Annotated in this window: 14 protein-coding genes and 1 tRNA gene; 6 read left to right on the forward strand and 9 right to left on the reverse strand. The window is 44.1% G+C overall.

Translation table 11 applies throughout. The features are described from left to right. Positions 1-254: 254 nt before the first annotated feature. Together fabD and ACA086_RS14065 are read right to left on the reverse strand one after the other, a co-directional pair. Entirely contained in the window at positions 255-1,133 is an 879-nt protein-coding gene (gene fabD, locus ACA086_RS14060; protein ID WP_371003984.1) for an ACP S-malonyltransferase, read from the reverse strand. A gap of 314 nt (positions 1,134-1,447) precedes the next feature. After that, positions 1,448-1,834, reverse strand: a complete 387-nt coding sequence (locus ACA086_RS14065) for a hypothetical protein (protein ID WP_371003985.1) — start codon at positions 1,832-1,834, stop codon at positions 1,448-1,450. A gap of 355 nt (positions 1,835-2,189) precedes the next feature. Here ACA086_RS14065 and ACA086_RS14070 point away from each other — a divergent pair, with 355 nt between their 5' ends. The 5 genes from ACA086_RS14070 (at position 2,190) to ACA086_RS14090 (ending at position 8,363) form a co-directional block, all read left to right on the forward strand. Beyond that, positions 2,190-2,360 (forward strand): DUF6747 family protein, encoded by a 171-nt coding sequence (locus ACA086_RS14070; protein ID WP_369746795.1) that lies wholly within the window; start codon positions 2,190-2,192, stop codon positions 2,358-2,360. A gap of 267 nt (positions 2,361-2,627) precedes the next feature. Beyond that, complete coding sequence (dinB, locus tag ACA086_RS14075; RefSeq protein WP_371003986.1) at positions 2,628-3,842, forward strand: DNA polymerase IV; 1,215 nt, start codon at positions 2,628-2,630, stop codon at positions 3,840-3,842. A gap of 39 nt (positions 3,843-3,881) precedes the next feature. Further along, complete coding sequence (locus ACA086_RS14080; RefSeq protein ID WP_371003988.1) at positions 3,882-4,259, forward strand: four helix bundle protein; 378 nt, start codon at positions 3,882-3,884, stop codon at positions 4,257-4,259. A 58-nt stretch (positions 4,260-4,317) separates the two neighbouring features. After that, a complete protein-coding gene (locus ACA086_RS14085; protein WP_371004055.1) occupies positions 4,318-7,371 on the forward strand; it encodes a DNA polymerase III subunit alpha in 3,054 nt (1,017 codons plus the stop codon). Between the two features lie 86 nt (positions 7,372-7,457). After that, positions 7,458-8,363, forward strand: a complete 906-nt coding sequence (locus ACA086_RS14090) for an alpha/beta hydrolase fold domain-containing protein (protein ID WP_371003990.1) — start codon at positions 7,458-7,460, stop codon at positions 8,361-8,363. 59 nt (positions 8,364-8,422) lie between these two features. On the opposite strand, the gene ACA086_RS14095 is transcribed toward ACA086_RS14090, so the two are convergent. From ACA086_RS14095 to ACA086_RS14125, 7 genes are all read right to left on the reverse strand, one after another. Further along, positions 8,423-9,091, reverse strand: a complete 669-nt coding sequence (locus ACA086_RS14095; RefSeq protein WP_371003991.1) for a bifunctional 4-hydroxy-2-oxoglutarate aldolase/2-dehydro-3-deoxy-phosphogluconate aldolase — start codon at positions 9,089-9,091, stop codon at positions 8,423-8,425. Between the two features lie 5 nt (positions 9,092-9,096). Beyond that, positions 9,097-10,137 carry a PfkB family carbohydrate kinase gene (locus ACA086_RS14100; protein ID WP_371003992.1) on the reverse strand — a complete coding sequence of 347 codons (1,041 nt, stop codon included), beginning with the start codon at positions 10,135-10,137 and terminating at the stop codon, positions 9,097-9,099. Positions 10,138-10,598: 461 nt separating this feature from the next. Next, positions 10,599-10,672, reverse strand: a tRNA-Asp gene (locus tag ACA086_RS14105). 173 nt (positions 10,673-10,845) lie between these two features. Then, on the reverse strand, positions 10,846-11,775 hold the full coding sequence (locus ACA086_RS14110; protein ID WP_371003993.1) for a DUF58 domain-containing protein: 930 nt from the start codon (positions 11,773-11,775) through the stop codon (positions 10,846-10,848). Positions 11,776-11,853: 78 nt separating this feature from the next. Then, positions 11,854-12,171 carry a thioredoxin gene (gene trxA, locus ACA086_RS14115; RefSeq protein WP_371003994.1) on the reverse strand — a complete coding sequence of 106 codons (318 nt, stop codon included), beginning with the start codon at positions 12,169-12,171 and terminating at the stop codon, positions 11,854-11,856. A 99-nt stretch (positions 12,172-12,270) separates the two neighbouring features. Continuing rightward, the gene (gene dnaE / locus ACA086_RS14120) at positions 12,271-16,653 is read right to left on the reverse strand and encodes a DNA polymerase III subunit alpha (RefSeq protein ID WP_371003995.1); all 4,383 of its coding nucleotides are present in this window, start codon (positions 16,651-16,653) and stop codon (positions 12,271-12,273) included. A 140-nt stretch (positions 16,654-16,793) separates the two neighbouring features. Further along, complete coding sequence (locus ACA086_RS14125) at positions 16,794-17,249, reverse strand: PA2169 family four-helix-bundle protein (RefSeq protein ID WP_371003996.1); 456 nt, start codon at positions 17,247-17,249, stop codon at positions 16,794-16,796. Positions 17,250-17,530: 281 nt separating this feature from the next. Here ACA086_RS14125 and ACA086_RS14130 point away from each other — a divergent pair, with 281 nt between their 5' ends. After that, on the forward strand, positions 17,531-18,220 hold the full coding sequence (locus ACA086_RS14130) for a 30S ribosomal protein S16 (RefSeq protein WP_371003997.1): 690 nt from the start codon (positions 17,531-17,533) through the stop codon (positions 18,218-18,220). The last annotated feature ends 10 nt before the right edge of the window (positions 18,221-18,230 follow it).

Consider the following 18,230-nt stretch of genomic DNA (forward strand, 5'->3'; position numbering starts at 1 on the left):
AGAAGGGAAGCTTTCTGAAAGAAAGCAATCCCTGGGAGTTTTGATGCTTACTTTTAGCGCTTGACCTTCCTTCATTTGCCGTAGCGTTTCCTTTTACGGTTTTCAAAACGAGCTAGAAGGGAAGCTTTCTGAAAGAAAGCAATCCCTGAGAGTTTTGATGCTTACTTCTGGCAGCTTGATCTTCCTCGATTTGTGATCTAGTCTTTTTTGGCAGCTCTACGAAGGCGATGTTACCAAAGGATACAATCTAACCCTTACTTTTGCAGTGTTTCCTTTTGGAATTTTTTCTTGATTTGAAGAGCGAGTCCTTTTAAAAAATTACCAGGGCCAATTTCTATAAATTCCGTTGCTCCATCCTCTACCATATGGAGAATAGTTTGTCTCCACATTACAGGATGTGTCAATTGATCTATTAAGTTTTTCTTGATTAATTCTATTGTGTTACTCGGACGTGCAGTGACATTCTGATAAACAGGATATTTCGGATTACTAAATTTTGTTTCCTCAATTGCTTCTCTGAACTCCTCAACTATTGGATTCATATAAGGAGAATGAAATGCGCCGCTAACGGGCAGATAAACAATTCTTCTAGCCCCTGGCCTTAATTTTTCACAAGCTTCTTTAAGAGCTGTCATTTCACCGGAAATAACAACTTGATTTGGAGCATTGTAATTAGCAGGAACCACAATTCCGTCTATCTTGTCACAGACATTCTTTACAATGACGTCGTATAATCCAACTACAACTGCCATACCGGTATTTTGTACTTCACAAACTTTTTGCATAGATAAAGCACGCTTCGAAATTAATTTTATAGCCGACTCAAAATCTAATGCATCTGCAGCGGCAAGTGCTGTTATCTCACCCATGGAATGTCCTGCAACCATGTTGGGATTAAAATCATTGCCAAGAGTTTTAGCAAGAATAAACGAATGTAAAAAGATTGCAGGTTGAGCAAATTTTGTTTGTTTCAGATCTTCAGCAGATCCTTCAAACATTACATCAGTAATTGAATATCCTAAAATATCATTGCCTCTTTCAAAATATTCTTTGGCAATTTTGGACTTTTCATATAAATCTTTTCCCATTCCTGGAAACTGTGAGCCCTGACCTGGGAATAAGTAAGCATTCATATTTAGAATGGATCATTAAGATTATTAGCGGATAGTAATACTAAGATTTTCCTTTTGGATTAATCCCATTAGGCGGATATTTATCATGAAAATTCGATAAATAGCCTTTTAATTTATGGCAAATTACCCATTTATTGAATTTTGATTCGAAATGACCATGTTGATTGCCCTGGAAAAGAACCATTTTGTGGTTTTCAAAACGAGTTTGAAGGGAAGCTTTCTGAAAGAAAGCAATCCCTGCGAGTTTTGAACTTGTCTTTTTTTAGTAGCTCTACGAAGGCGATGTTACCTGGAGATACAATCTTGCGGTAACTTTAGCGAGTACCTTGCTTTTTTTTGGGTCTGTGACCTACAAGAAACAGAACGCCCACAAGGACAAAAGGAAATGTGATCATTGAGATGATCCCAAGACTCATCCAGACTGATTGGTTCATTTGGTAATTGTGGAGAAAGACAAACGGACTTATCCCTAGTCCCAGGATCAAAAATATAATGCCCCCAAGCAGTTCCCGTTTCCAGGCGATGATCAGCACAGCAAGCAGGATAAAGGAGGGGACGAGGTGCATGAGAAAGGCTACGATCTGCTGCCATAACGTTATTCCATGTTGAAAGGCATCCAGGGCGAACATACTTATAAACAGTATGGCCAGGATGGCCAGGATCCTGGGTAGCCAGAACAGAATTTTATATCCTTTTCCCATGGTTCGTATTGAAAATATAGTAGGACGAAATTGAATGAAGGCCCTTTATTTTTTTGATCAAAATCTAAGATTGCCGGCTCAAAATGCCTATGATATATGTCAGCTCAGGCAAATTTCTGTGTTCCTGTTGACCCTGATTAATGTTTTATGCAGTTTATCGATCATCCCACGTATCATATCGGATGAGGCATAAAAAGTAGCCTTCGATAAACCGCGGTTTCTCATGGATATTCGGTTTATAACAGGTCGTTTACCCTCTTTTTCTGTTGCCTGAACCAAAATTCCCTCCTCCCTTATATGTACCCCATAGCTTTGTGAGTAACGATTTGAATTTAACCTATAAAAATTGACAGGTATGAAAACAATTTTACTCATGAAGGAGATTTATGTAGAAGCCTTCAAGGCTCTGGAGAACTTCTTCCTTCGAAGATTTTTTAAAATTTTTGCATGGTTTAGTTTGATTATGTTTCTGGTAGTAGTGTACGCTTTTGTGTATCGCTTGTTTACTGGTTTCCCATTCGACTAAGGTAAGTCCAGAGGATATTCCTAATGCGAAGAAAGTTTGATATCATTGATTTGTTTATCCTGGTGGGATGTTTGTTCATCTCCTTTATGGTATTCCTGATCATCAACGCTTTCCAGTCGCTCTGACTTAGATCAACCAACTTTTTTTAGTTTCAATACAGGCTGTACTTTTATGTACGGCCTTTCTTTTTTGCATATATATTTTTAACATGGAAATAATCCATGTATTTGGAAATATTCCATAACTTAGCTATCCTTTTTGGATAGTATGCAAAAGACCATTTTACATTTGGACCTCGACACGTTTTTTGTGTCGGTAGAACGACTCATCAACAGTGAGTTAAAGAACAAACCCCTGCTGGTGGGAGGTACCAGTGACCGGGGTGTAGTGGCTGCCTGCAGCTACGAGACCCGTGGCTTTGGGGTGCATTCGGGCATGCCCATGAAAATGGCACGGGAACTCTGCCCCGAAGCCGTAGTAATCCGGGGTAACGCAGGTACTTACAGCAAACATTCCGACCTGGTGACCGACATCATCAAAGAGAAAGTCCCCGTCTTTGAAAAATCGAGTATTGACGAGTTCTATGCAGACCTTTCGGGCATGGACCGATTTTTTGGCTGCTACCAGTACGCCTCCGAATTGCGGAGGAGTATTATGAAAGAAACAGGCCTTCCTATTTCCTTTGGGCTGTCTGTGAACAAAGTGGTCTCCAAGGTAGCTACCAACGAGGCCAAACCCAACAACCAGCTAAAGATAGATTTCGGATACGAAAAACGATTTCTGGCCCCCCTCTCCATCAAAAAAATCCCCATGGTGGGAGATAAGACCTATCAGACGCTGCGCAACCTGGGCCTGCGGCAGGTAAAGACCATACAGGAAATGCCCGTCGATATCATGCAACGGGTACTGGGCGCCAACGGCAAGGTGATCTGGAAACGCGCCAATGGGGTAGACAATACCCCCGTCATCCCCTTTTCAGACCGCAAATCGATCTCCACCGAACGTACTTTTGACAGGGACACCATTGATGTAGCCAAGCTGAGGGGAATCCTGATTGCCATGACGGAGAACCTGGCCTACCAGCTCAGGCGTGGGGAAAAATTAACCGCCTGCATTGCCGTAAAGGTGCGTTACTCAGATTTCAACACCTATTCCAAACAAATGCGTATTCCCTATACCAGCGCAGACCATATCCTGATCCCCAGGATCCTGGAACTGTTCAATACCCTGTACAACAAACGGATGCTGGTTAGACTCATCGGAATCAGGTTTAGTCATCTGGTTCCGGGGAATTACCAGATCAATTTGTTCGAAGACACCGAGGAAGCCCTTAATCTGTACGCGGCCATGGACCACCTCCGGAAGCGTTTTGGGGACAAGAGTGTCATACGCGCCTCGGGCATGGGAGCCAAGACCATCGGGAGGATGGTGAACCCCTTTAATGGGCAGCCTCCCATTGTGTTGGCTCACAGGAAACAGTAGAAAGCACCAAATTCCAAATTCCAAATTCCAAAAAATGAAATGATGAAAAATAATAAAGTATATGATCTGGAAGAACGGACTTATTTGTTTGCAAGAGATTGCAGACTTTTTGTGAAGTCCTTACCAAATACGTTGAGCAACATTGAAGATGGGAAGCAGTTGATCAGATCTTCTGGCTCCATAGGAGCCAATTATATTGAAGCCAATGAAAAACTAGGAGAGAGAGATTTTTCGATGAGACTCAAAATAGCTAGAAAAGAAGCTAAAGAAACACATTATTGGTTAAGGTTGTTAAAAGATAGCAATCCCAACTATGATAAAGAAGTAAACACATTAATAAACGAAGCTTTAGAATTAAAAATGATTCTCTCTGCCATCATTAATAGAACCTCACGGACTAAAGACATTTTAAAGTAAACGAGATCAATCCAAATCCTTGATTGGAATTTGGGATTTGAGATTTGGAATTTATACTTTGTATTTAAACTGTCACACATACTATAGCCTACGCTACGGAACCTTCTCCGAAGTGGCCCTGTTGGAACTCGCCAAGGAGAACGAAGTCACACGCCTTGCCCTTACCGATATCAACAACACCTCGGCCTGCCTCAACTTTGTAAGAAGGGCTCCCGATTTTGGGATACAACCCATCCTGGGGATCGATTTTCGGAACGGGGTGGAAGCCTGCTTTGTAGGTATCGCAAAAAACAACGAAGGGTACAGGGAACTCAACGATTTCCTCTCGGAACACCTCCACCAGGAAAAGGAATTCCCGAAACGGGCCCCGGCCTTTCGGGATGCATTTGTCATTTACCCCTTTGAAAAAGTACTGCTCAATGACCAGTACCATTTCCATGAGCATGAATACATCGGTATCTCAGTAACAGACCTGAGGAGGCTGCCCTTTTCCCGACTTATGGAACACAAAGACAAACTGCTGCTGCAGCAACCTGTTACCTTCCGCAATAAGCGAGACTTTAATGCGCATCGCCTGCTTAGGGCCATAGATAACAATGTCTTGCTGAGCAAACTCCCCAAGGAAGAGGAAGCTTCCCCCGACGACAAAATGTTCCCCGTGCGCAACCTGGCCGATGTCTTTTCCGAATATTCCTTTATCCTGAAGAATACGGAGCAACTCATGCACAACTGTAGTATCTGCTTCGATTTTTCGGCGGAACGCAAATCCCAGAACCTCAGCACCTACATGGAAAGCAGGGAGGCCGATGAAAACCTCCTGGAAAAATTGTGTTACAAGGGCCTGCCGTACCGCTATCCGGTGGTTGATGACAAGATACAGGAACGACTTGCCAAGGAATTGGAACTCATCAAAGAAAAGGGATTTGTTTCCTACTTCCTGATCAACTGGGACATTGTCACCGAAGCCCGTAAACGCGGATTTTACTATGTGGGGCGGGGGAGCGGGGCCAATAGCATTGTAGCTTACCTGCTTCGGATTACCGATGTGGACCCCATAGAGCTCGACCTCTACTTTGAGCGTTTTATCAACCTCTACCGTACCAATCCTCCTGATTTTGATATCGACTTCTCCTGGAAAGACCGCGAAGAAATTACGCAGTACATCTTTGACCGCTTTCAGCATGTAGCCCTGCTGGGGACTTACGTCACCTTTAAATCGAGGGGCGTGATCCGGGAACTGGGGAAAGTCTTTGGCCTGCCCAAGGCGGAGATTGACTTTCTTTGTGAGGGGCACTACAAGCCTGAGGATTTAGATGAGGTGTCGCTTTTAGTATTGAAGTACGGAAATCTCATCAAGGACATGCCCAATTATCTGAGTATCCACGCCGGGGGTATCCTGATCGGCGATAAACCCCTGCATAGTTTTTCCGCCACCCACCTTCCGCCCAAGGGCTTCCCCACTGTGCAGTTCGACATGGTGATCGCTGAAGACGTAGGCTTGTATAAGTTCGACATCCTGGGGCAAAGGGGCCTGGCTAAGATCAAGGAAGCCATACAGATCCTGGCCCTCAACCAGCCTGAAGAATACGCCGGTATCGACATCCACGATATCAGGAAATTCAAGCAAGATCCCAACATCAACAGTATTATACGATCGGCTCAGTGTATGGGCTGCTTTTATGTAGAATCCCCGGCCATGCGGATGCTGTTGAGAAAACTGGAGGTAGATACCTACCTGGGATTGGTGGCTGCCAGTTCTATTATCAGGCCTGGGGTAGCACAAAGTGGGATGATGCGGGAATACATACTAAGGCATCGCAACCCCGGGAGGGCAGAGGAGAAGGGACATCCCGTAATGCTCGATATCATGCCCGAGACCTACGGGGTGATGGTCTACCAGGAAGACGTCATCAAGGTGGCTCATTACTTTGCCGGCCTTAGCCTGGGGGAAGCCGACGTGCTCCGAAGGGGGATGAGTGGTAAGTACCGCTCGCGAGAGGAATTTCAGAAGATCAAAGACAAGTTTGTTGACAATTGCCGTAGTAAGGGATATGAGGAAGCGCTGATCCATGAGATTTGGCATCAGGTGGCCAGTTTTGCAGGCTATGCCTTTGCCAAAGGGCATTCTGCCTCTTACGCAGTGGAGAGCTATCAAAGTCTGTTTCTAAGGGCCTACTACCCCCTCGAATATCTGGTGGCAGTACTCAACAACGGCGGTGGGTTCTACCGCTCTGAATTCTACGTACACGAGGCGCGTATGCTGGGGGCTGTTATCCACGCCCCCTGCGTCAATAAAAGTATGGCAGTAAACTGTATCTACGGCAAGGAAATTTACCTTGGCTTTATGTACCTGAAAGAACTGGAGTCCCGTGTGATGGACCGCATCCTGAAAGAACGGCAGGAGGATGGGAAGTTCACTTCCCTGGAGGACTTTTTAGACCGGGTGGTAATTTCCATTGAACAGATCAGTATCCTGATCCGTATAAACGCCTTTCGCTTTACGGAGGTCAACAAGCATGAGCTTTTGTGGCAGGCCCACCTTTTCCTCTCTAAGGGGAATACCATAGACCACCCCAAACTCTTCCCCCCGACCCACCAGGATTTTGAGATCCCCAGACTCCATACTACCGATCTGGAAATGGCCTTTACCCAACTGGAGTTGCTGGGGTTCTGCCTCTGCAGTCCCTTCCATTTACTAAAGGATGCTCCCAAAAATGACAACGGAAGCAAAGACCTCCCTGCCTGTGAGGGTGGGTATATCGATATCTACGGTTACCTGGTGACGGTAAAGAACACCAAGACCCATACCGGTAAGCGCATGAACTTTGCCACCCTGGTAGACCAGCACGGGGAGGTTTTCGATACGGTCTTATTTCCCCCGGTGGCGGCCAAATACCATTTCAGGGGGAGGGGGATCTACCGTTTTTACGGGAAGGTGGTGAGCGAATTTGGTTTTCTGAGCATCGAGGTGATAAAGATGCAAAAGCAGGATTATATTCAGGACCCCCGCTATGCGGAGATGAAAACAGCAAACAAAAGGAGTCCGTTAGCTAAAACAAATAAACAACTGACAGACGAAGAACTCCATATATCGGGCAAAAATGAAAACTAATCCAGAAGCTGTGAATCACAGCAGACAAATGATATCTTTGATAATCGAAGGCGAATTATTAAACCTGTTTAGGGATCAATTATCAAATGAAGAATAATAAGGGAGTTAAAAACTGGGTAATCCTTTTGTTGGGAATGCTTGCCATTTCCTGTTCTTCTTCCTTTGAGGATGATACTATTATTCCTGAGGAAGAGGTAGTCCTGCCGCTGGAAGAATTGTCCTTATTGGACGTGTCTTTTGGAGAAAACCCACAGCAAATTTACGATATCTATCTGCCTGCTAACCGTTCATCTGAGAAGACCAAAGTGATCCTTCTGGTTCACGGTGGTGGATGGGTTGAGGGGGATAAGGCAAGTATGACACCTTTTATTGAACTGATTAAGGAACGGCATCCAAAACATGCGATCGTTAATATGAATTATGTCCTGGCCGGTGTAACTCCGGTTATCCCTGCCTTCCCCAACCAGTTCCTTGATATTGGAAAGGTCATTGATAAAATTACCGCTGAAAAAGAAACATTACAGCTCCTCCCAGAATTTGGTTTAATAGGCACTAGTGCAGGCGCCCACCTATCCCTGATGTACGATTTTGGTTATGATATAGAAGACCTGGTGAAATTTGTTGTGGATATTGTTGGCCCAACAGACTTTACCCACCCTTTCTTTTCTGAAGACCCGAATTTTGATCTGGCCCTGTCACTCTTTGTAGATGAAAGCCAGTACCCTCAGGGCACCAATTATGCCGAGGCGACCAGTCCGGTTTTTAATGTGAGCTTATCGAGTAGTCCTGTAGCCATGTTCTATGGGGATCAGGATCCACTCGTGCCCCTGGGCAATGGAGAGGCCCTTGATGAGGCATTAACCATCTTTGGAGTCACACATTCCTTTACCGTTTATGAAGGAGGGCATGGAGACGACTGGAGCGAGGCAGATATCCTGGACCTTCAGCAACAGATAAGTGCATTTATTGACGCTCATCTTTTAATAGATTAAGGAATAACCACATTTATTGCAGATTTTCCCTGCGATTATTACCCTTATTATATATCAAATCAGGAGCGAATCTCGGCAATAGTTCTTAGGGTATCACGAACCATTGTTTCAAGTCTTTCAAAATCTTTTGTGCTTATAATCTCAGCGGAGATAAGTTTAGAACCCATGCCCACACAGGTTACCCCAGCCTCGAACCAGGCCCTAAGATTTTCTTCATCGGTGCTTACACCGCCAGTTGGCATGATACTTGTCCAGGGTTGTGGACCTTTGATAGCTTTGACAAAACCAGGTCCGTAGATAGAACCGGGGAAAACCTTGATAATTTCACATCCCATTTCTTCAGCCTTGTTGATTTCGGTGAGGGAACCACAGCCAGGCGACCACAGGACCTTTCGTCTATTACAGACCAGGGCTATATCTTCACGCAAAGATGGGGTGACAACGAAATTAGCGCCCATTTGCATAAACATTGAGGCAGCACCGGCATCGGTTATGGAGCCAACACCCATGATCATACCCGGTAATTCTTTTAAAGCATATTTGTTCAATTCTGAAAATACCTCGAAGGCAAAATCTCCACGAGCCGTAAATTCCATCAATCGCACACCGCCATCATAACAGGCTTTGATAACCTTTTTTCCCAATTCAACATCCGGATGATAGAACAAAGGTACCATTCCGGTATCCTTCATTGCATTTGCAACTTCTATTCTGGAATACTTTGCCATAGTTTTTATCTTGCGACCCTGCCGGAGGCATCACCCCCCATTAGTTTATTAACTTCTTCTACGGTAACCAGGTTGGCATCGCCCTTTATGGTATGCTTTAAACAGGATGCTGCCACGGCAAAATCGAGCGCATTCTGATCATCACCAGGATAGGCAAGAAGACCGTAAATAAGACCTCCCATAAAAGAGTCTCCCCCTCCTACACGATCCACAATGTGTGTGATCTGGTATTCGGGAGATTTGTACATCGTCTTCCCGTCGTAGAGTACTCCCGCCCAGGTATTGTGAGATGCAGATAGAGATCCTCTTAGTGTTATAATCACCTTTTTAGCCTTTGGAAATCGCTTCATCAACTGCTCGCAGACCGAAAGAAAAGCTTCGGCTTTCACATGCTCTCCCTGAGTGGTAATATCCAATCCTTCGGTCTTTATTCCGAAATGCTTTTCTGCATCTTCCTCATTTCCGAGAATGATATCACAATAGGAAGTCAGTTCAGACATAATGGCCTCCCTGTCTCCCCCATATTTCCAGAGTTTAGCACGGTAGTTTAAATCAGTTGAAATAGTTACTCCCATATCGCTGGCGACTTTCACTGCCTCTAAACACGCATCTGCAGCACCCTGCGAGATCGCTGGTGTAATACCTGTCCAGTGGAACCATTCAACTTCCTTGAAAACAGCTTGCCAGTCGACCATCCCTTTCTCAATTTCCGCCATGGCGGAATGGGCGCGGTCATAGATTACTTTACTTCCCCTGCTTACAGCTCCTGTTTCCAGAAAATATATACCCAAACGGTCACCTCCAAAAATAATCTTGTCGGTTCCCACCCCTCTTTTGCGCATTTCCATCAAGGCACAATGCCCGATATCGTTTTCAGGGAGTCTCGTTACAAAATCGACTGGAACTCCATAATTGGCCAAAGACACAGCTACATTGGATTCTCCTCCTCCATACATAATATCAAAAGAGTTTGCCTGAGAAAACCTAAGAAATCCCTGAGGTGCAAGTCGTAACATGATCTCGCCAAAGGTTGCTACTTTTTTCATTAAAAACGAGTTATTTAAGCCTGGTCAAATTAAGCTAGTGATTGGATTGGTAGTCTTGTCACCTAATTTACGGAATTAAATGATTAAAGTTGAACGAGGTCATAGACTCACAAATCTTTAGACCATAAGGCATGTAGATCGAATCTAAATTAAATGTTTTGAAAAGAAGCGTGCCCGAGCCCTTCCTGTTTGCTTCATGGCCACGATTGGTATTTGGAATTTGGAATTTGACATTTGGAATTTCCTTTTAACGGGATTGTTTTCCTCCCCACCTTCGTGAAACACTTCGGTGGATCGGAATCCTCCCAAAGGGGTGGCCCAGCAGAGAAGCGTGCCCGAGCCCTTCTGCCTGCTGTCGCAGGCAGTAGTCTTTTTCCATTTCTTCGCACTTTTGAGCAAGCTCAAGTGCTTCGAAATGAAAAAACCCTCCACACTTTCGTGTGAAGGGCTCTGCTTCTCTGCGGTCTGGACGGGACTCGAACCCGCGACCCCCTGCGTGACAGGCAGGTATTCTAACCAACTGAACTACCAGACCAATGATTTTATCCCGACTTAAGCGAAACTCTGACAACAGTCAGATTCAAATCTTGCTACAACTGCTTTAAAAAAGCGAGTTTGTTTAACCCTGCACCTAAGTGGTGCGTAGGCGGATGCAAATATACGTTGCTTCTTTAATTACACAAACAATTTTTTTAAAATAAAAATGGCCTATCCAAATGCCTGCCTTTCAATCATAAAAGTATTCAGGACTTTGGAAAATTGCTCCCTGATATCCACTGGGACATACTTGATCTTATACTTGGCACAGGTAAGTTTTAATTCATTCATAAAGGCGTGGACCTCTTTTTCATAGGCCTCTTTTATCGTATCGGCAAAAAGATCAACATGAACTCCTGTTTCTACGTCCTTAAATCGCTTTGGTGTATTCTCAAAATTAAAGGATAATTCGGTTTCCATATCCAGTAAATGAAATACAACCACCTCGTGTTTGTTGTATTTCAGATGCCGGAGTGCATCGAATAACTGCTCATCCTCTGCTTCGGTCTGAAACATATCGGTAAACAAAAATACCAGGCTGCGTCGCTTTAATTTTTCTGCAATCTGGTGCAAATAGGTATAGGTTTTTGTTCCTCCTCCTTTTTTTCCACCTACACCTACTTCGTTTAAACGGGCCAGCAACATCTGATGATGTCGTTCACTACCTTTTTCAGGGGAATAATGAGAATAGACATCAGAATAAATACTGAGACCCACGGCGTCGCGCTGCTTTTTCAGGATGTTCATCAGGGCAGCAATCGCCAGTACTCCAAACCCTATTTTGTTGAGGTTGTTTAAATTCAGCTCTTTTACTTCCGGATAGTACATAGAAGCCGAGTTGTCTAGGATCATATGGCATCTGAGGTTGGTCTCCTCCTCATATCTCTTGGTGTAGAGCTTATCTGTCTTACCGTATAACTTCCAGTCGATATGCTTGGTGCTCTCCCCGGTATTGTAAATTTTATGCTCTGCAAATTCCGCTGAAAATCCGTGAAACGGACTTTTGTGTATCCCACTTATAAATCCTTCCACTACCTGTTTGGCAAGCAATTCCAGGTTTTGAAATAGTCCGCTTTGTTCCAGATGTTGTTGCAGATCCATTGTCCGAAGATACGGATATGAGAACAAAAAAAGCCCGAATTTTCACCCGGGCCTTTCGTATATATGATTAAAAAAATATTATAATGCAGCGTCTATTGCATCGGTGTACACCTTCTTTGGCGATACCCCTACTTGCCTGCTAACAATCTCACCGTCCTTAAAAACCAACACGGTAGGAATATTTCTGACACCAAATTTTGCAGCGTATTCCTGATTGCTGTCCACATCTACTTTTCCAACAACGGCCTTACCGTCGTATTCATTACTGACTTCGTCAATGATAGGTCCTACCATTCTGCAGGGTCCGCACCAGGCCGCCCAGAAGTCGACCACTACAGGTTTATCACTTTTTAAAACTACTTCGTCAAAAGTAGCATCTGTTATTTCTAATGCCATCTTATTTTGAATTTTGATTATGCAAATTTAGACAAATATTTTCCTAAATCCTTACGGCGGAAAGATACGTTTTCCCTATGATACCATTATCGCAGGCTATTAATTTAACTTGTAATGGACTTCCTTGTCTTTGAGGGTTGCCAGAAGTTCACTGCTGATTTGTACTTTTTGTTTTCTGCTGGAGAGGGTTACTTTGATCTCTTCCTGCATCTCGTATACCGTAAATTGTAGTGGATGTTTTCCCTTGTGTGATCTCAAGGTGTCTTTTAAATCGAGAATTTTTTCTTTCTTCAACTGGTCAATATCGAGCTTAATAGTGAGTTTTCTGGCGTAATTCTCCATGACTTCCTGCAGAAGTATAAATTGATTGAATTGCATCCTGGGACCTCCCTTTTTTCCGGTTTCCCGATTTACCCATCCTTCCCTTACAAATACTTTTATAAAGACAAAGGAATTGATCATCAGAAAATGCCTGAATTTGAGATATTCCTCCCCAAAAATCCTAAATTCGAAAGAATCGGTATAGTCCTCCAGGGTGAAAAGTGCCCATCCCTTCCCATTACGGGAAACCCGGTGCTGTACATCGGTGATCACTCCGGCAAAACTTAGCTCCCTGTTGATCTGATCTTCGAGATTATGGAAGAAGGAAACATTGGCATTGGCAAAGGCAGTTATCTCGGCATTGAAATCGTCAAGGGGATGCCCTGAGATATAAATGCCTACCACTTCTTTTTCCTTTCTTAACTTTTCCATGGTTCCCCATTCCACACAAGGTGGAACTACGGGCTCGGGTATTTGAACCTCACTGGCTTCACCGAACAGACTTACCTGAGCAGAATTTTCATTTTCCTGAAATTTGGCGCCATAGCGGATTACCTTCTCCAGGAAGGTTACTCCTTCGCCTTCCAGATGAAAGTACTGTGCCCGGTGCGTATCTCCAAAGGAATCGAATCCACCCGCCAGAGCAAGATTCTCAAAAGCCTTTTTATTTGCCGCCCTGAGGTCGATTCTTTTGGCCAGATCAAAAACAGATTTAAATGGCCCATTAGACTTGCGTTCCTCAACGATGGTTTTAACGGCAGACTGACCAACTCCTTTTATCGCCCCCATACCAAACCTAACAGCTCCTTCCTGATTGACCGCGAATTTGTAATATGATTCATTAACATCAGGACCCAATACTTCCAGCCCCATTCGCTTACATTCTTCCATAAAGAAAGTCACCTGCTTGATGTCGTTCATATTGTTAGACAATACGGCTGCCATATATTCAGCAGGGTAGTGGGCTTTTAGATACGCCGTCTGATAAGCGATATAGGCATAGCAGGTGGAGTGACTCTTATTAAAAGCATAGGAGGCGAAGGCTTCCCAGTCTTTCCATATTTTTTCAAGAACTTCCCTTGGATGGCCATTTTTTTCTCCCCCGTCGAGAAATTGAGGCTTTAGTTTTTGCAGCAGGGCAAAGATCTTTTTCCCCATTGCCTTTCTCAGAATATCGGCCTCACCTTTTGAAAAACCGGCGAGTTTCTGAGAGAGAAGCATCACCTGTTCCTGGTAAACGGTGATTCCGTAAGTATCTTTCAGATATTCCTCCATTTCAGGAAGGTCATACGAAATCTCTTCATTCCCGTGTTTCCGTGCGATAAAACTGGGAATGTATTCCATGGGCCCGGGCCTGTAAAGGGCATTCATAGCGATTAGATCGTCGAAAACAGAAGGTTTAAGTTCCTTCAGGTGTTTCTGCATTCCCGGGGATTCATATTGAAAGATCCCCACGGTATCTCCTCTTTGGAATAGTTCGTAAGTCTTTTCGTCGTCTAAGGGGAAATCATCCGGAACCAGGTCTATACCGTGTTTGGCCTTTACAATCTTAACCGTATCCTTTATTAATGTCAGGGTCTTGAGTCCGAGGAAGTCCATTTTCAACAGCCCTGCACTTTCCACCACTGAGTTATCGAACTGGGTGACATAGAGGTCAGAATCCTTAGCGGTCGCAACTGGAACAAAATTGGTGATATCATCCGGGGTGATGATCACTCCACAGGCATGGATCCCTGTATTCCTCAGGGAACCTTCCAGGACCCTGGCCATGTTTACCGTTTGCGCCTCCAGGTCATCCCCCTCGGATATGTTCAGGAGTTGATGGACCTTATCAAGATCATCTGACCTGAATTTCTTGCGAAGTTCTTCCTCAGGAACCTCAAAGATTTTCCCGAGTTTCCCCATGGTTGGAATAAGTTTCGCAATCCGGTCTGCATCGGGGAGGGGCAAGTCTAACACCCTGGCCGTATCCCGAATGGATGATTTGGCAGCCATGGTACCGTAGGTGATAATCTGTGCCACCTGATTGGCTCCGTATTTTTGGATGACATAATCCATAACTTTTCCCCTGCCTTCATCGTCAAAATCAATATCGATATCGGGCATGGAAACCCTGTCGGGGTTGAGGAAACGCTCAAAAAGTAGATTGTATTTCAGAGGATCAATATTGGTGATCTTAAGGCAATAAGCTACTACCGACCCGGCAGCCGACCCTCTTCCCGGGCCAACAGAAACCCCCATATTACGGGCCTCCCTTATAAAATCTTCCACGATGAGGAAGTATCCCGGATAACCTGAATTCTCTATGGTCTTAAGTTCAAAGTCGATCCGCTCCTCAATCTCCGGAGTTATTTCATCATAACGCTCCCTGGCCCCTTCATAGGTGATATGTCTCAAATAGGCATTTTCACCTCGTTTTCCGTCATCTGATTCATCTTCTTTAACTATGAACTCCTGTGGAATTTCAAATTGCGGCAACAATACTTCCCGGGCAAGATCGAAGGGTTCAATTTTATCTACCACGTCTTGAACATTAAGGATGGCTTCGGGAATATCTTTGAAGAGTGCCTTCATCTCCTCTGAGGATTTGAAGTAGTATTCCTGGTTGGGCAGGCCGTAACGGTAGCCTCTTCCCCGGCCGATAGGCGTGGCCTGTTTTTCCCCGTCCTTCACACAAAGCAGGATATCATGGGCTTCGGCATCCTCTTTTTTACAGTAATAGGTATTGTTTGTTGCCAATACTTTGATTCCCATTTTCCGGGCCATATCCAGTAGGACCGGATTGGCCCTGTTTTCATCTTCCTGCTCGTGGCGCATCAGTTCCACATAGAGATCGTCCCCGAAGATGGAATGCCACCATTGCAGGGCTTCCTCAGCTTGTTTTTCTCCTGTATTCAGGATTTTTGAGGCGATTTCACCGTAGAGATTTCCTGTGAGGACAATAAGATCATCCTTGAATTGTTCAACAATTTTTCGATCGATCCTGGGGACGTAATAGAATCCATCCGTATAGGCCAAGGAAGCCATTTTAGCCAGGTTGTGGTATCCATTTTTATTCTTGGCCAGAAAAACCATCTGGAAACCATAGTCTTTCTGATTCTTGTTGAGGTGGTCTTCACAGACGAAAAATTCGCAACCCAAAATGGGCAGAATAGGCTGTTCGTCAAATTCTTCCCCAGCTTCCTCTGCCTTCTCTTTTCGGGTTTTTATTCCTGCATTGTGAGCTTTCACTTCCTTTACAAAATGAAAGGCACCCATCATATTGGCATGGTCTGTCAGGGCTACCGCCGGCATTTTATGCTTTGCCGTAATCGCTACAAGATCCTTGATCTTAATAGTTGATTGGAGGACCGAAAATTGAGAATGGTTGTGAAGGTGTACAAAGGGAACATCTTCAAGGCTTTCCAGGTTAGCTTTGATCTCCTCCCGCGAAATCTCAGGTTCAGTTACTTCTTCTTCAGACTGAAGGGCCGCAGAAGCCTCTTTTAAATTTCGATGCTTAAGTCCGAGGAGTTGTATTTTATCAGGGTTTACTTCAGTAAATCGCGAAAAATAATCGGGCTCTGCTTGAAGTTCCTGTGCAGTGAAGGATTTCTTGCGAATTAGTTCAAAGAAACACCTGCTGGTAGCCTCTACATCGGCTGCAGCATTGTGCGCCTCTGAAAATGGCTCCTGAAACAGATGTTCGTGTAATTCTGTGAGGGTGGGGAGTTTAAATTTACCGCCTCTGCCTCCCGGGATCTGGCATAGCTGAGCTGTGTCTTCGGTGCAGGTATCGAGCACGGGCAAGTTTAAAAGCTCAGATTCAAATCCAATTCTGTGGTATTCTGCTCCTGTAATATTAATATCAAAGCCTACATTCTGCCCGACAAGAAAACGCGTCTTACCCAGGGCAGTATTGAATAACTCCAGTGCTTCTGCGAGAGGAATACCCTCTTTTTCTGCCAATTGGGTAGAAATCCCATGTATTTGTTCTGCATCATAAGGGATATCATAACCCTCCGGTTTAATCAGAAAGTCGTGTTGCTCCAGAAGATTGCCCATTTCATCGTGGAGTTGCCAGGCAAGCTGTACGCATCTCGGCCAGTTGTCCACATCCGTAACTGGCGCATTCCAGCGTTTGGGTAATCCGGTGGTTTCGGTATCAAAAATTAAATACATAGGGGTGTTTTAAATGCAGAAAACTAAGGGGTTAAAAATATGGATTTAAGAATGCTTAAAAAAACCTTCTTTTTAGGAGTTATTAACCAATAAAAAAATCCGGCGAATACCGGATTTTCTTTTATTAATATTACAGTGTTCTAGGAGACTACTTCTTCATACATTCTGGAGGTCTCCAGCGCTTTTTCGATTGCATCCCGCTGTTTGCTCAGGAGGTCACGTGTGGAGTTTGGCAGGATCCATTCTTTATTTTCCAGCAAGTCCTTGTATGCACTGAGAATCTTTTTTTCTCCTCGTTCTACTTCATCCAGCAATTTCTCCGTCTCATTGGAGCTTACTGTTGATATGAATTTCATCCACGCTCGGTGGAAATCTCCTTTAATACTTCCGCTGTCTTCCGGGAGATCACCATAGGTGAGGATCTCTGATTTGAGTTCTTGCCCGAAGTTATACCTCTGGTTAGCTTTGTCTTCCAGGAAACTTTTTACGGTCGGACTTTCAACTTTATCAGCAGCCAGGGAATATCCCCTTTTAGCGTCATATGTAAGAATTAATAAATCGTTTAGCTTATTTGAAATTTTTTCTGAATACTTCATTAATCAATCTTCATTTTTAAATTATTCCGTTGTTGACTCTCAACAACTGTATATAAGATACAATAAAATCTCGCTTATTCAAGTAAATACGGGACTTTATAAGGCTTTTAACGATTTTTCATAAGAAGTGTTAAATGCTCATTTGGTATTATTTTTAGGTAAAAAGTAGCCAGAGAATAATTGTGGATTTAATGATAAAGTGTATATTTGCACGCTCTTTCTAAACAGGGGAGAGTAGAATTAATAACCGAGGGTCGGGTACCCTACAAAATTAATGTGATATGCCAGTAAGAATCAGACTTCAAAGACACGGAAAAAAAGGTAAGCCATTTTATTGGATCGTAGCTGCCGATGGCCGTGCAAAAAGAGATGGAAAATTCCTTGAAAAATTAGGGATCTACAACCCGAATACCAATCCTGCAACTATCGAAGTAAATGTTGACGACTCAGTAAAATGGTTATTCAACGGAGCACAACCTTCAGATACGGCAAGACGTATATTATCATATAAAGGAGTTCTTTTAAAGCACCACCTTATGGCCGGTGTTCGCAAGGGAGCCCTTACTGAAGAAGAAGCTGAAAAGAAATTCCAGGCCTGGTTGGAAGAAAAATCCAAAGCAGTAGCCAAGAAAGAGGAAAACCTCAGCAAGGCTCAACAGGAAGCAAGGAAAAAAGCATTGGAAGCAGAAAGAGAAGTTTCCGAAAAAAGAGCCCAGGCGGCTGCAGAAGCAGAATTACCTGAAACTCCGGAAGCAGTTTCTGCTGAAGAGGAAGTAGAAGCTCTTGAAACCGCTCCCGCTCCAGAGGAATCTGTAGCACAGGAACCGGAAGTAGAAGCAGCAGCACCTGCTGAAGAGGCTGCCCCTGAAGCTAAAGCTGAAGAAGCAGCTCCTGAGGCTAAGGCCGAAGAAGCTCCGGCAGAGGAAGCCCCTGCAAAAGAAGATCCTAAACCCGCTGCAGATAAAGAATAATGGGACATCG

This window comes from Muriicola sp. E247, from assembly GCF_041358175.1.
Lineage (GTDB): Bacteria > Bacteroidota > Bacteroidia > Flavobacteriales > Flavobacteriaceae > Muriicola.